Annotated in this window: 13 protein-coding genes; all 13 read right to left on the bottom strand. The window is 31.2% G+C overall.

The features are described 5' to 3' along the window. Window positions 1–161: 161 nt before the first annotated feature. Window positions 162–1,643, bottom strand: coding sequence for a coproporphyrinogen dehydrogenase HemZ (gene hemZ, locus JMO20_RS01145; RefSeq protein WP_202707341.1), 1,482 nt, complete (start codon window positions 1,641–1,643; stop codon window positions 162–164). An 11-nt stretch (window positions 1,644–1,654) separates the two neighbouring features. Further along, the gene (locus tag JMO20_RS01140) at window positions 1,655–1,837 is read right to left on the bottom strand and encodes a hypothetical protein (RefSeq protein ID WP_202707340.1); all 183 of its coding nucleotides are present in this window, start codon (window positions 1,835–1,837) and stop codon (window positions 1,655–1,657) included. A gap of 60 nt (window positions 1,838–1,897) precedes the next feature. Further along, on the bottom strand, window positions 1,898–2,515 hold the full coding sequence (locus JMO20_RS01135; RefSeq protein WP_202707338.1) for an MBL fold metallo-hydrolase: 618 nt from the start codon (window positions 2,513–2,515) through the stop codon (window positions 1,898–1,900). 10 nt (window positions 2,516–2,525) lie between these two features. Next, on the bottom strand, window positions 2,526–2,975 hold the full coding sequence (gene dtd / locus JMO20_RS01130) for a D-aminoacyl-tRNA deacylase (protein ID WP_202707336.1): 450 nt from the start codon (window positions 2,973–2,975) through the stop codon (window positions 2,526–2,528). A gap of 13 nt (window positions 2,976–2,988) precedes the next feature. Beyond that, the gene (locus tag JMO20_RS01125; RefSeq protein ID WP_202707334.1) at window positions 2,989–5,145 is read right to left on the bottom strand and encodes a RelA/SpoT family protein; all 2,157 of its coding nucleotides are present in this window, start codon (window positions 5,143–5,145) and stop codon (window positions 2,989–2,991) included. Between the two features lie 109 nt (window positions 5,146–5,254). Beyond that, entirely contained in the window at window positions 5,255–5,767 is a 513-nt protein-coding gene (locus JMO20_RS01120) for an adenine phosphoribosyltransferase (RefSeq protein WP_202707332.1), read from the bottom strand. Between the two features lie 21 nt (window positions 5,768–5,788). Further along, window positions 5,789–8,284: a single-stranded-DNA-specific exonuclease RecJ gene (gene recJ / locus JMO20_RS01115; RefSeq protein WP_202707310.1), complete on the bottom strand. Its 2,496-nt coding sequence runs from the start codon at window positions 8,282–8,284 to the stop codon at window positions 5,789–5,791. 38 nt (window positions 8,285–8,322) lie between these two features. Beyond that, the gene (locus JMO20_RS01110) at window positions 8,323–8,808 is read right to left on the bottom strand and encodes a LapA family protein (protein WP_202707309.1); all 486 of its coding nucleotides are present in this window, start codon (window positions 8,806–8,808) and stop codon (window positions 8,323–8,325) included. A 23-nt stretch (window positions 8,809–8,831) separates the two neighbouring features. Further along, window positions 8,832–10,517, bottom strand: a complete 1,686-nt coding sequence (locus tag JMO20_RS01105) for an ABC1 kinase family protein (RefSeq protein WP_202707308.1) — start codon at window positions 10,515–10,517, stop codon at window positions 8,832–8,834. 156 nt (window positions 10,518–10,673) lie between these two features. Beyond that, window positions 10,674–11,558, bottom strand: a complete 885-nt coding sequence (secF, locus tag JMO20_RS19895; protein ID WP_243414599.1) for a protein translocase subunit SecF — start codon at window positions 11,556–11,558, stop codon at window positions 10,674–10,676. 12 nt (window positions 11,559–11,570) lie between these two features. Then, window positions 11,571–12,836, bottom strand: coding sequence for a protein translocase subunit SecD (secD, locus tag JMO20_RS19890; RefSeq protein WP_243414598.1), 1,266 nt, complete (start codon window positions 12,834–12,836; stop codon window positions 11,571–11,573). An 80-nt stretch (window positions 12,837–12,916) separates the two neighbouring features. Continuing rightward, a complete protein-coding gene (locus tag JMO20_RS01095; RefSeq protein ID WP_202707307.1) occupies window positions 12,917–13,420 on the bottom strand; it encodes a gamma carbonic anhydrase family protein in 504 nt (167 codons plus the stop codon). After that, window positions 13,420–14,781 (bottom strand): thioether cross-link-forming SCIFF peptide maturase, encoded by a 1,362-nt coding sequence (scfB, locus tag JMO20_RS01090; RefSeq protein WP_202707306.1) that lies wholly within the window; start codon window positions 14,779–14,781, stop codon window positions 13,420–13,422. Before scfB ends, JMO20_RS01095 begins: the two co-directional genes overlap by 1 nt. Window positions 14,782–14,839: the final 58 nt, after the last annotated feature.

The raw sequence follows: 14,839 nt of genomic DNA, 5'->3' as shown, positions 1-14,839 counted from the left end.
ACTTAGTGAACTCGTTCTGCTAAAGCAGAACATCGGGGCTTCAGATGGAGACTCTACTCCACCCGAAGAGAAATCTTCTCTCCCACTTATAGAAGTGGGAGTCTTATCAAAAGATAAAACCTATATATTTTCATCCATTATAATAAAACAAAGTATTTGTGTCAACTGATTTCAAGTAAATTTTTCTTTCTTTCAATCATTTCTTTAACTCGTTCTAAATAAACTTTTAGATTTTTTACATTAGGTACTCTTTGAAATCTATTTTCATTTGGATAAAATATTTTTGATGTAGCTCCAGCCCCGAAAGCAATTATTGTCTCTTTTTCCTCCATGATAGCCATATTATAAATACATTCTTTCCCCTTTGTACTATAACCCACATTTTCAAAATTTCCAAGAATTTGTTTTTGTCTATACATATAGTATGGCTCCATTTTCATCTTTTTAGCATACTCTTTTGTTATGTCAAGCATCCTTTCTAAAGATCTTTGCTGAGTCAGGGAATACTCGTCTATCTTCTCCCTTAGTTTAGATGCTCTCTTAACTGCCATAGTATGGACCGTTAGGTTATTAGGAGATAACTTTATAATTTCCTCCATTGTATTTATAACATCTTCTTCCTTCTCATTAGGCAACCCTATAATTATATCCATATTTATAGAATCAAAGCCTATCTTATTTGCTAATTTATAGGCCCTAATAATATCTTCAGGATTATGATTCCTTCCAATCAAATCTAACGTACCTTCATTCATAGTTTGGGGATTTATACTAATCCTATCAACCTTGTTTTCTTTAAGCATTTCTAACATTTCCTCTGTTACTGTATCTGGTCTCCCAGCCTCTACTGTTACTTCTCTAATCTTATCCCTATCAAATATATTGTACACACTCTTTAAAATCCTATCTAAATTCTCAGCCGGGATTGCAGTAGGAGTCCCTCCCCCAATATATAAAGAGTTAATCCTTCTGTTAGCTAACGTTTTTCCTACCTGCTCTATTTCGAAAATCAATTTATCTGTATATTCATCAACTAGTTTGCCCCATTGAACAAGGGAATTTGATGGAAATGAACAATATAAACATCTCGTTGGACAAAAGGGTATACTTATGTACATACTAAACCTATCTCTATCCATGGGATACAAAAACTTTCTTTCTTTTAATGCAATACTCAATATTAAACTTGACTTTTCTTCATTTAGTAAATATTGTTCTGTAAGTATTTTATAAATATCATTGCTATTATATCCACTATCAAGAAAATCATGAACAATTTTAGTTGGCCTTATGCCAGTTAATATTCCCCAAGGGGCATTAACCTCTGATATCTTAGATATGGCTTTATAGATGCTTTGTTTAACTGCAATTTTTATTTTTCTATCAGAATTATTATCTAGAATTTTAATAGAGTTAATATCTTTTATTATGAATTCACTCATCTCTTTTTGATTATTATAAATTTTTGTTATAACTTTATAGCCATTCATAGTATTAGTCACTATATTTTCAATCAAAAGACCTTGGCTATCAGCCAAAGTCTTGTCAGAAATAAATTTTATGTCTCTATTAAAGTAAAATGTTTTTACAAGCGCCCCTACATCATATTCATAATTGTGACCCTGTAATCTAATATAAACCATCCTAATTCCCCTCAATAATCTTTTTGTAGATCATTTCTCAATTTATTAACATAGTCCTTCGGTATTCCCAATTCATTGGATATTTCTTCGTTGCTTAATCCCTTTTCATTCATTTCTATAAAATCATGAAAATCCACATCTGCAAATCTACTAGTTCTTCTTCCAGCAATAAAGTCATGTATATTTTTTTTCATACTATCCCTCCCAATATATCCTTATTCTTATTTTTCCACATATTATTGGGAGTATACTTTCTATTTTAAAAATATATTTTTAGCTTTCTCACTCTTCATAGTTGTGGCAGAGCCATGTCCAGGAAATACCTTTAAATTATCATCTAATTTTTTTAATTTGCTTAAAGTATTCATCATAGCTTCTTTAGAACCACTAAAAAGGTCAGTCCTTCCAATAGAACCTTTAAAAAGAGTATCTCCAGAGAATAAATTATCTTCTACTTTTAAACAAATGCTTCCTTGTGTATGACCAGGTGTATGAATCACCTCTATTTTTAAATTTCCTAAATGAATTATTTCATTATCTTCAACAAATCTATCTGAATTAGTTTCAACATCTTCCATACTCATTTGTTCAGAATAGTTTTTATTAGCATCTGATAGTAGTATTTCATCTTCCCTATGAATTAACACTTGAGCGCCAGTGCTACTTCTTAGCTCCTTAAGTCCACCTATATGGTCTCCATGTCCATGGGTTAAAATAATATATTTAATACTAAGTCCTAGTTCCTCTGTCTTTTTAATAACTTCTTCAGCTTCTCCGCCAGGATCAATTACTGCTACTTCTTTTGTTTCTTCACATCCAATAAGGTAACAATTTACTCCATATACTCCTAAAGGTAATCTCTCAACAATCATCTAAATCCTCCTAGAAAGTTTTCTTACTATCAAGCATTATAGTGACTGGACCATTATTTACAAGTTCTACATTCATATGTTCTCCAAACTCGCCAGTCTCAACTTTAATGCCTTCTGATTCGCAAGCTTTAACGAAATTTAAATATATTTTATCAGCCTTGTCCGGAGAGGCCGCACTCGTAAAATTAGGTCTTCTTCCTTTCCTAACGTCTCCATAAAGGGTGAATTGTGAGACCACTAATAGCTCTCCATCTATATCCATCAATGATAAATTCATCTTTCCATTATCATCTTCAAAAATTCTTAATCCTAAAATTTTGTCTTTTAAATACTTCATATCACTTTCATTATCATCTTCTCCAACACCTAAAAGGACTAAAAGTCCTTTGTTTATCTCGCCTACAGTAGAGTTATCTACCACTACCTTAGCCTTAGATACTCTTTGTACAACAGCTCTCATTTTATCATCCCTTCTAGGTAGTTACTCTATATACATCGATAACGCCTTTAATACTCTTGATTTTTTTCATTAAATTTTTAAGTTCATCGATATTCTTTATTTCTAATGTCATATTAATTAAAGCCAATTTTTCCTTATTAGTTCTAGCGTTTAATGAAGTCATGGCTAAATCAGCATTTGTAACTAATTGAGTAAGTTCAGTTAGCAAACCAGCCCTATCTGTACCTTTAAGTTGAATCTCAGCTTGATAGGATGTTTTCTTATTATTATCCCACTCAACATCAATGAATCTCTCATGTCCACTAAGATCATTAATATTTGGACAATCCTTTCTATGAACCGAAACACCTCTGCCTCTAGTAATGTAGCCAATTATATCATCTCCAGGAACTGGATTACAGCATTTTGAAAATCTAACCATAACATTATCAATACCTTTTATTACAACGCCTTGCTTAGGTGAATAATCCTTTTTAGTCTGATTCTGTTGTGGAGATACAGGTTCTTCTTTCTCTTTAACACCATAGTAGTCATCAAAATACTCCTTAAGCCTATTAACAATCTGTGGAATATTTATACTGCCATATCCCAATGCAGCATATAGGTCATCAATATGACTAAAGCTTAGCTTATCAGCAATCTTCTGCATCCACTCATCTTTTAGTATCTCAGTAAGCTTGTATCCTTGGCGCTTTACCTCTTTCTCTAATAAGTCTCTACCCTTATTAATATTCTCATCTCTTTTTTCCTTCTTAAACCATTGCTTAATTTTACTCTTTGCTTGACTACTCTTAACTATCTTTAACCAATCAGTGCTAGGACCATTACTATGAGCAGATGTTAAGATTCCAACAATATTCCCATTCTTCAATTTATAATCAATGGGTACTATCCGTCCATTTACCTTGGCACCTACACAATTATTTCCAACTGCCGAGTGAATTTTATAGGCGAAGTCTATAGGTGTAGATCCTGCTGGTAAATTAATAACATCTCCTTTTGGAGTGAATACAAAAACCTCATCTGTAAATACATCTATTTTTAAGGATTCCATAAATTCATTAGGATCCTTCATATCCTTTTGCCACTCTAAAATCTGCCTTAACCATGATAATTTGCTGTCAAAATTATCACTTACCATCTTGCCTTCTTTATACTTCCAATGTGCAGCAATACCATACTCAGCTATTCTATGCATATCCCAGGTTCTAATCTGTATTTCAAATGGCTCTCCTTTAGGTCCAATCACAGTTGTATGCAACGATTGGTACATATTAGGTTTTGGCATAGCAATATAGTCTTTAAATCTTCCTGGTATGGGTTTCCACATTGTATGGACTGTACCAAGTACACCATAGCAATCTTTAACATTATCAACTATTACTCTAATAGCTGTTAGGTCAAAAATTTGCTCAAAGCTCTTATTCTGATAGACCATTTTCCTATATATACTATAAAAACTCTTAGGTCTACCATAAATCTCTCCTTCAATTTCCATTTCTCCAAGCTTATTTTTTAAACTCTCAATTATCATATTGATATATGCTTCTCTTTCTCTTCTCTTTTTCGATACTTTCTCTACCAAGTCATAGTAACCATTTGGGTCTGTATATCTAAGTGACAAATCTTCTAGCTCCCATTTCACCTTTGACATACCAAGTCTATGAGCTATAGGAGCATAGATTTCTAAAGTCTCTAAAGCCTTTTCCTTTTTCTTATGCTCTGGCATATATCCTAATGTTCTAATATTATGGAGTCTATCAGCAAGCTTTATAATAATAACTCTTATATCCTTAGACATGGCAATAACCATTTTTCTAAGATTTTCTGCTTGTGTTTCTTGCTTAGTTCTATATTTTATGCTTTTAAGCTTAGTAACTCCTTCAACTAAATTAGCAACTTCTTCACCGAATTCTTTAACCACCATCTCATATGTTACATCCGTATCCTCAATCACATCATGAAGAAGTCCCGCTACAATTGTAACTAAGTCCATATGAAGGTCAGCTAAAATCATAGCGACACTAAAAGGATGCACAAAAAATCTTTCTCCAGATCTTCTCATTTGTCCTTGATGAGCAGATTCTGCAAAATTATATCCCTTTATAATCAGATTTAAATCGCCCTGAGGGTAATATTGTTCTATTTTAGATATTAGATTTTGTAGCAATTCACTCACCCTTTTATTAAAATCAAAATTTTCTTTAAAGTCATAATTATATAATATATCATAATATCATTAAAGCCCAAAACCTGCAAGTTTGGGCTTTATAAATCAATTAAAATTTTATAAGAGATTGAACATTATAGCCTTCTAATATGTCTCTACCTTTTAAAAATTCTAATTCAATGAAGAAGCATACTCCTACAACTTCTCCTCCAAGCTCTTCTATAAGCTTCATTGTAGACAATACTGTACCACCTGTAGCTAATAGATCGTCAACAATAACAACTTTTTCACCTGGCTTTATACTATCTTTATGTATTTCCAGAATATCTGTTCCATACTCTAACTCATATTCATAACTAATAGTTTCGGCAGGTAATTTTCCTGGTTTTCTTACTGGAACAAATCCTGCTCCTAACTTATATGCCATAGGTGCACCAGTAAGAAAACCTCTAGCTTCTGGCCCAACTATTATATCTACTTCTATATCACTTATTAAATCCGCCATTTGATCTATACATTGACGAAAAGCTTCCTTATCCTTTAGTACTGTAGTAATATCCTTAAAATCAATTCCTTCCTTTGGGAAATCCTTCACACTTCTAATTTTTGTTCTTAAATCCATATTATTTTCCTCCTCTTTGCTTTATCTATTAATTATATAGTTATAATTATCTTCTACATCATCTTTAAGCTTCTTTAACAATCTAAACCTAGGTATGTTTTCAATATCTACCTTTCTATTATTGCTACAAAGCTTTATAAAGCACTCATCAGAATCCAGTTTGTATTGTATTAATTCACAATCCTTTAAAATATCCAGTGAAGCTTTTAGCTTTGTAGGGTTAATTTCAGCTATAGTATTATTATTTAAATACGTAATATATTGCTTTAAAGATATTTTTATAATTTCTTTCCTCTGACTTAAAAAACTCTTATATATAATTCTCATCTCATCAACAGTTGGAACTATATAAGTAAGTATCTTTTTATTAAGTTTTATGTCCTTATTGTCCACAAAAACCTTTAAAGTATTATTACATAGTGATTTTTGAATAGCTGATTTATCAAAAAATAAATCAAATACAAAAACTTTTTTAAACTTACTAAAATCTATCTTTTCAATCAAAGGACAGATGATAATATTATTAGTTTTATTATTACAACAATATTCAAAGGATATTTCTGTCTTCTTTATTATTTCTCGTCCTTGATGAGTGATATCCTTAATCAGCTCTTGCATATTAAAAAAGTTATTTATTAATATTAGTATTCCTTCTTCCTTTGATAAAGCATCTATTACTATTCTTACCCTATTTTCTCCTTTTAGAATATCAAATTCTTTATCTGAATTACTCTTCTCACATTGTGATCTAGAATTTGATATAAAAGTTTCATATAATAGAGTATAAGATTTATCCTTTTCTTCTAAGATTTTATTCTTAATTAACTGTTTAATATTAAATTGAATTTTCTCATTATCCATAAATTTATTTATTTCCAATGACGCTACCAAATCTATTTTATCTCCAGGTAAAATACTATCTTCCAAATATCCTTGACTAAATCCTATACAATCAAATTCATTATTATCTTTTTTAACGACTAACTTAAGGTGCTTACCTTCTTTCCCAATAGCTCTAGAATTCTTTACAACAACATCCTTAATTAAAAATTGGGGACTCCAGTTATCAATGCCAAAAGGTTTAAGTATTTCAAGCTCTTTTATCGTCTCTTTTGATATGTCATCACTATTTACTTCACTGTCAACTACAACCTCTGGAACTAGGTCTTCGTTAACTAATAATTCATTGGCTATTTCATTTATTCCTTTTCTCAACAGTGGTATTTTATTCTTATCTATTGAAAGACCTGCCGCTTGTTCATGCCCACCAAATTTATTGAATAAATGACCACATTTCTTAAGCCCGTCATAGATATCAAAGGTAGAAATACTTCTGGCAGATCCCCTACCTTCACCCTCTTCTATAGAAATTAATATACTGGGCCTAGAATACCTCTCAGTTATTCTAGAACTTACTATGCCTATAACTCCATAATGCCAATTCTCCGAAGCTACAACAATAATTTTTTCCTTTTCAAGGTCGATTGACTCTTCTATAATATCAATAGCCTCTTCTAAAATCCTTTTTTCAATATTTTGTCTTCTAGTATTTTCTCCATCAAGTTTTGTAACTAGTTCCATAGCTTTATTAATATTCTTTGAAGTGAATAAGTGAACTCCATATTTAGCTAGGCCAATTCTTCCACCAGCATTAATTCTAGGACCAATAACAAATCCTATATGTCCACTACTAACTTCTTTCTTTTCTAAATTAGTGATATTAAGCAAGGCTTTTACTCCATAGTTTGGAGACTGTTTTATTAATCTTAATCCATTTCTGACTATGATTCTATTTTCCCCTGTTAAGGAAACAACATCAGCAACCGTCCCAATAGCTACTATAGGCAATATTTCATTATAATCAATTTCCACATTCAATCTTTTAGAAAGAGCCTGTACTAATTTAAAGGCTACTCCCACTCCTGCTAATTTATTAAATGGATAGTCACAATCTCGTCTATTTGGGTTAATAACAGCAACAGCATCTGGCAACACCTCTCCACATTGATGATGATCTGTAATAATAATACTTAACCCTTTTTCATTGCAATATTCCACTTCCTCAATAGAAGTGATTCCACAATCAACTGTTATAATTAATTGTCCGCCTTTATCTTTAATATAATCGATGGCTTCCTTATTAAGCCCATATCCCTCAGACATTCTATCAGGTATGTAAAACTGTGGTTTAATTCCTAGCTTTTCTAGAAAAAGAATCAAAACCGAAGTACTGGTAACACCATCAACGTCATAATCTCCATATATCCATATACTTTTGTCACTAGAAATTGATTCTTTAATATGAGAAACTGCTTTGTCCATATCCTTCATTAAATAGGGGTCGTGAAATTTTTCAATAGATGGATCTAAAAAACTTCTTGCTTCGTCTATATTTACAATTTTTCTATTTACTAGCATTTTTGCAGTTAACTTAGAAATACCTAGTAATTTACTCATCTCTTCAATTTGACTATAATCATTATCTGCTACTTTTATTACTTGCTCAAATTCTATCATATATTCCACCTTCAAATAAATAAAACTACATTTTTGATCTACTCATTCTTTTCACAAGTCTTCTTTTCTTCATTTTCTTCATTTTCTTCTTGAGTTACTTCTTCCATTTCATTTTCAATCATCTTATCTATTTCATCTTTCTCTTTTCCCTCAATATTATTATTTGCCTCGGGTTGAATCTCATCTTCCACAGGCTCTAATTCAACATCATTATTGATTTCTTCCTCTAATAACGTCTCCTCAATCTCAGTATTTAATTGAGTTTCCAATTCCTGTTTCTCTTCTTCTAAAGTATCAATCTTCTTGCTTTGTTCCTTAATTTTGAGTGAAAGCTTAATTTGTCTAACTAATCCTAAAATCATTACCATTATTGCGCCAAAAGCAGTAGAAATCAAAATAACAATTGCTTGAGAAACCTCTCTTGTTGTGAAAAACAAATCAATGTTAACATTATCACCATTTTTTAAAGCAAAAGCCGCTATCAAAATAGCAAAAATTAAAGATAAAATAAAACCTATTTGCATGGCGAATATCCCCCTTTTAGATATTATTTTTTATTCTTTTTAATATTGAATAGTATTGAAAAAATCAAATATATTCCGAGTATCCCACTTATACCAAAACCAATGAACCCAAAGAGTGAAACTCCAAAGATTTGAGGTACATTGCTGGATTGAATTACTATTGATGAACCAACAATTAACGCTGAAATCATAAGACTAAGTGAAACTTTATTGGTCATAATATTTATTTCTTTTTTTAGTCCCTCTAATCCTTCATGGTTCATAGTAATTTTAACTTGATTTTTTTCAACTTTATCTAATATTCTATTCATTGTTCTAGGAAATGCCTTGATATTGTCAATATTGTCAATGAAGTAGTTTCCTAGATTTCCTAAATTCTCTTTAACATCTAATCTTTTCGAAGCAACAGCTTTAAGAACATCGCTAGAAATATCAGTTAAATTAAAATCAGGATCAAGCCTCTTTCCCGTTCCCTCAATCGTTATAATTGATTTAATCAAAAGAGTTAGTTGAGAAGGTGCCTGTATTTTATGTTTAAAAGCAATCATCAATACCTCATTAAGCATTTCACTAAAATTAAGCTTTCTAATAGGAATATTATAATAATAGTTAAGTATATAGTAAAGGTCTTTTCTCAAATCAATTTCGTCAGTATCTTTACTCAGAGCATTCATTCTATACAAACTATCTATTATTTTATCAATATTCTTATTAACTCCACCCCTTAATAAGTTTGTTATAAAATCTAAAGTTACTTTGTCTAAATACCCAACTATACCAAAATCTATTAATGCAATTTTATTTTCATTTATTACCAAGATATTTCCTGGATGGGGATCTCCATGAAAAAAAGAATGAACAAATATCTGATTCATAAATATATCTGCTCCTAGCTTAGCTAGTTTACCTTTATCCCATCCCCTATCTTCAATTGCTCCAATATTACTAAACTTTATACCATCAATTTTCTCCATAACTAGAACTTTCTTGCTTGTATATTCCCAATATATTTCAGGTATAACAACCTTAGAATTTTTCTTATATATTTCTCTAAACTTTCTACAATTTAGAGCTTCATACGTATAATCTAGTTCTTTCCTAATAAAGAATGAAAACTCTTTGACAATATCTCTAAACTTAATGATACTCTCCTTATTATAATGTTCGTCCACAAGCTGAGATATGTCAAAAAGTATATCCAAATCCCTCTCGATGGTATTTTTTATATTAGGTCTTTGAATTTTTACCACAACCCATTGTCCATCTTTTAATTTTCCTCTATACACCTGACCAATCGAAGCAGCTGCAATTGGGTCTGGATCAAATTCCTCAAAGATTTCTTCAATGCTCTTCCCTAGTTCTTTCTCCAAAATCTCTTTAGCATTTTTAAACTGAAATTTACTAGCGCTATCTTGTAAATAGCTGAGCTCATTTACTATATCAGGAGGTAAAATATCATATCTTGTACTTAAAATCTGTCCGAGCTTTACAAATGTAGGACCAAGCTCTTCTATTGCCATTCGTATCCTCTGACTTCTAGTATATTCTCTACTGAGCCTTTTTGATTGTTTAAACAAAAACCATGAAAAAACCCTTGGAATATCCATTTTTTCTGTAATCATACTAAATCCATATTTAAATAGAATTCTCCAAATTTCTCTATATCTTCTTAAGTTTTTATATCTTTTTCCTATTGCCTTAACTTTCAAATAAAACCCCTCCATATATGGCTACATTATCAACTATTATTGCCATTAAATGATTTTATTTTCAGTATTAATCAAGTTTGTAAAGAAAAAAACTGCCAAAAGGCAGTGATGTCAAACGAAAAATAAAATAAAAAAATTAAAAAATAAAATATCTATCTACGCTCTATTTGTATTTATTTTTTTTCCACCTACTTTAACTTTCAATAGGGTCCAAACTGGACTAGCTATAAATATAGATGAGTAAGTTCCAGCCAAAACACCCACTATTAAAGGAAGGGCAAAATCTTTTATAGCCTCAACTCCTAAAACATAAAGTGTTACAATAGCTAACAGTGTAGTAAATGAAGTATTTATCGACCTACTTATAGTTTGAGAAATACTTGTATTAACAATATGTGAATATTTGTCTTTTTTCATTATCTTTAGATTTTCTCTAATCCTATCGAAAACTACAATAGTATCATTGATAGAATAACCCACTATTGTTAGCATAGCTGCAACGAAAGAGCTATTAACAGGTATTCTTAGTAGTGCATATATAGTTAAAGCAATCAAAACGTCATGAATTAACGCTATGATAGCAGATATACCAAATTTAAACTCGAATCTGAAGGTAATGTATATAAGCATACCTATAGTTGCTATCAATACTGATATTATAGCTTTTCTTCTAATTTCTTGTCCTATAGAAGGTCCAAAAATTTGAGATTGGACTAAAGCTTCATCTTCTAAATCATATTTTTCTTTAAACTTACTAAAAAATTCTTTTCTAGCTGCGTTATCCATACTCTTAGTTGTTTTAATAATTACTTGCTCATTATTGGTTCCAGCATAGATTACACTAGCATTTGGGTCTATATCATTTGTAATCTCCCTCACTTCTTCAACAGGGACTTCTTTTCCAAAATCAATTTGTAAAAGAGTACCTCCAGTGAAATCTATACCAAAATTTAGTCCGCTTACAGCCATAGTTATTAATCCTGCAATAATTATTAGAATAGATATTGCAAAAAATATCTTGCTTTTTGACATAAAATCCATTGTTTTCCCCCCTTATGCTCCGTATAGTTTTGTATTCTTAGTCAACTTCATATTAATAGTTAATTTTAGTAAGAACCTTGTTATAAATATTGCTGTAATCATCGAAGCAATAATACCATAGAATAAAGTTACTCCAAATCCTTTTATAGGTCCTGTACCAAAATAATACAGTACTCCACTGGCAATAAGGGTAGTTACATTGGCATCTAAAACAGTTGATAATGCTTTTTTGAATCCAGAATCAACTGAAGCCCTTAATGTTTTACCATTTCTGATTTCTTCCTTAATTCTTTCAAATATTACAACGTTAGCATCAACTGCCATACCAATTGAAAGAATTAAACCAGCAATACCTGGTAAAGTAAGCTTAACATCTAAAGAAATCATAATTCCTAATACAATAAGAATATATGCTGATAAAGCAATATTAGCTACTACGCCTGGTATCTTATAATAGATTAACATAAATAAGAAAATTAATAGTAGTCCTATACCAGCAGCAAAAACACTTTTATCTAAAGCTTCTAATCCCAATGAAGCTCCGATTACTGAACTTTGTATTTCTTTCATTTCAACTGGAAGTGCACCAGCTCTAATCAAGGTTGCTAATCTAGAAGCTTCTTGCATAGAACCCATACCTTCAATTATAGCCTGACCATCTGTAATAGCTGAATTAACTTTTGGACTGGATATAACCTCTCCATCAAGAACTATATATATTATCTTATCTTCTACATTTGTTTTTACAGCTAATTTAGTTGTAACTTCACCAAATCTTTCGGCTCCCTCGCCATTCATTTCTAGTGAAACCACTGGCTGTTGGTATCCTCTACTAGTTTGATAATACTTAACAGTAGATTCTTTAATATGCTCACCAGTAATTACAATATCTCCTTCTGGATCAATAAACTGTAGCTGAGCAGTTTTACCTATCATCTCAATAGCTTTTTGTGGCTCTTGTAGTCCTGCAAGCTCAACTCTAATCCTATTATCTCCTTCTATCACGATATTCGGTTCTGCGACTCCTAAACCGTCAACCCTTTCTGTGATAATTGCTTTAGATTGCTCCATTAATTTTTGTAATTCGTCTCCCTTGGCGTCAGTTTGTGCTTCTAAAACAACAAAAACACCTCCGGCTAAATCTAAACCAAGATCCATCTCATCTTTAATACTAGTAATTTCGTATTTTCCTAAGTCTATTCCGTAGATACCAGTAAGTGCTATGGCAGCTACTATTACTACGACTAATAGAAAAATAATAGTACTTCTAAGTCTCATAGTCTTTTCCTCCTCACATGTCTTCACAAATAATATTATATAACTTCAATATAATTACAGTCAATAAAATAGAGGTAAATTTATTTTTTATGCTTTTCAGCATATTGAACATAGTCAACAGCAGATTGCTTTAGCTGTTCAATTTCCTTATCTGTAAGTTCTCTAACAACCTTAGCTGGTGATCCTAACACTAGAGACCCAGATGGAATTTTTTTGCCAGGAGTTACAATACTACCAGCTCCAATCAATACATTGTCTTCAATAACTGCTCCATCTAAAATTATTGCTCCCATTCCTACAAGCACATTATCTCCTATCTTACAGGCATGTACTATAGCTTTATGTCCAACAGTAACATAATCTCCAATTTCTGTATTATAATCCTTGCTAATGTGTATTACCGTACCATCTTGTATATTTGTATGTTTTCCTATGGTAATATTATTTTCATCACCTCTAAGAACACAGTTATACCATACACTTGTATTTTCTCCTATATTAACCTTGCCAATTATCGCAGCACTATCTGCAATGAAACAGCTGTCGTGTATTTTAGGATTTATTCCTTCGTAATCCAATAGCATTAATCTTCCTCCCCTTCTAAATTTGCTGCTACAGATATAGCGCACTCAATTCTTTTTCTTTCCATTTCACATTCAATCTTATAAGGCTTTTTAAGACTATTATTAAAGTTATAAGCATTGGCATGACATCCACCACTACAGTAAAATTTAGCCCAACAATCCTTGCAATCATCTTTGCTGTAAATATTAGCATCTTTAAATTCAGCTCTAAGATCTAAATTATTAACACCATTATATACATCTCCCATCTTAAATTCATCATTTCCAACAAATTGATGACAAGGGTATAAATCTCCTTCTGGTGTTACAGCAAGATATTCAACACCAGCACCACATCCTACTACTCTCTTAATAAAACATGGTCCTTGATTTAAATCTATCATAAAATGGAAGAAATCAAACCCATCTCCATTCTTCTTAAACTTAATATACTCTTTAGATAATTTTTCATACTCATTAATGATTGTTTCCAAGTGTTTTTCCAACAAGGCATAATCTTGCTCAGGACTTGCAACCACTGGCTCTACTGAGATGCTTTTAAATCCTAATTCTTTAAAATTAAGTACATCTTTGGAAAAATCTAAATTATTGCTTGTAAATGTACCTCTTATATAATAGGACTTGTTTCCTCGCATCTTAACAAACTCTAAAAATTTAGGAACAATTACATCGTAGCTTCCTTCTCCACTAATAGTAGGTCTCATATCATCATTTACACTTTTTCTACCATCTAAACTTAGAACTACATTTTCCATATTTTCATTAATGAACTTCATATTATTTTTATTAAGAAGTACTCCGTTTGTAGTAATGGTAAATCTAAATTTCTTATTATGCTTCTTCTCTAATTCTCTACCATATTTAACTAAATCTTTTACAACTTCGAAGTTCATTAAAGGCTCTCCTCCAAAGAAGTCAACCTCAAGATTAACCCTATTCCCAGAGTTCTCTACTAGAAAATCAAGAGCTTTCTTTCCAACATCCAATGACATAAAAAGCCTGTCTCCATGAAAATCACCTTGAGACGCAAAGCAGTACTTACATCTCAAATTACAATCATGAGCGATGTGTAAACATAGTGCTTTAACAATGTTTTGATTATTATAATTAATATCATCAATATAAAGGTCTTCGCTAAATAGGAGTCCCTCTTCAACTAATGCTTTTACTTCAGTTAAAGCAGCTGTTACATCCTCTTCCGGGTAACTTGCTTTTAATTTATTAATTATCTCTTCAGTACTATTATTCTCATATAACTCTATAATATCCCAGACTAGCTTGTCTACCACATGTACAGAGCCACTATTTATATCCATTACTATGTTTTTATTATTAAGTTGAAATCTATGTATTCTACCCATATTAATCCTCCTATTTTTTAGATGACAACACTATTTTATAGCAATATCATAATTTATT

It is taken from the genome of Sporosalibacterium faouarense, assembly GCF_016765695.1.
GTDB classification, from domain to species: domain Bacteria; phylum Bacillota; class Clostridia; order Tissierellales; family VENL01; genus Sporosalibacterium; species Sporosalibacterium faouarense.
This window is presented reverse-complemented; position numbering and strand designations above follow the sequence as displayed.